Annotated in this window: 1 protein-coding gene; it reads right to left on the minus strand. The window is 51.8% G+C overall.

Annotated features, from left to right (window positions below; translation table 11 throughout):
- Window positions 1-626 (minus strand): helix-turn-helix domain-containing protein (locus HMPREF2526_RS03445; protein ID WP_148139533.1); only part of this gene is annotated, 626 nt, incomplete at its 3' end.
- Window positions 627-722 lie beyond the last annotated feature (96 nt).

Consider the following 722-nt stretch of genomic DNA (forward strand, 5'->3'; position numbering starts at 1 on the left):
AGGATTTCTTGCGGTTTGCCGTAGGCAGCGAACGCTGCGGCCAGCACAGCGCGTGCATCAGTACCGTTTTCTGGCAGGGCGAACGCTGTGGTTCCGACATCGAATCTGCTGGCATCATCGATAATCTGGTAAATCGTGACATGTGTGTGGGCATGGTCAAAGAGGCGATAGACCAGTCCATCGATTTGCCAGAGTTCACCGACGTGATCACGGGCGAAGCGCTTATAGGAGCTGCGTGGCCGTTTGCGGGCATTGGCATCAACAAATCCCAGTTCATGCAGCCACGAGGCGATTGTAGAACGCGATGGGGTGTAATCTGCGCCTACAGTGTCGAACAAAAAGTAGTAAATCGACCAAGGCCCATAATCTAAGCCTTGCTCCATTAACTGTTGTCTGGCGTGGACGACTGCGATTTTGTCGGCTTCATTAAATTTCTTAATCGGATTCTTCGGGGCAGTCGAATCCGGCACAATGCCTGCGCGGCCCTTCTGCTCTATCCGGTGTTTGATGTTGTGGTACGTCTGCCGCGAGATTCCTAATTCTTTGCAAAACTGTGTGACCGTCTTGCCGTCACGAACGGGATCGAAATCTGCGACCTTTCTACGCTTATGCAATGGAATAGCCATCCGGCTATTCCACCGCCTTAGACGTCCAAAAAGCCACTAGACATCCTGTCCAAAAACATCCTGGACTCCGTGTCCAAAAAGTCCCTAGACATCACA

Source organism: Corynebacterium sp. HMSC070E08, assembly GCF_001808895.1.
Lineage (GTDB): Bacteria > Actinomycetota > Actinomycetes > Mycobacteriales > Mycobacteriaceae > Corynebacterium > Corynebacterium hiratae.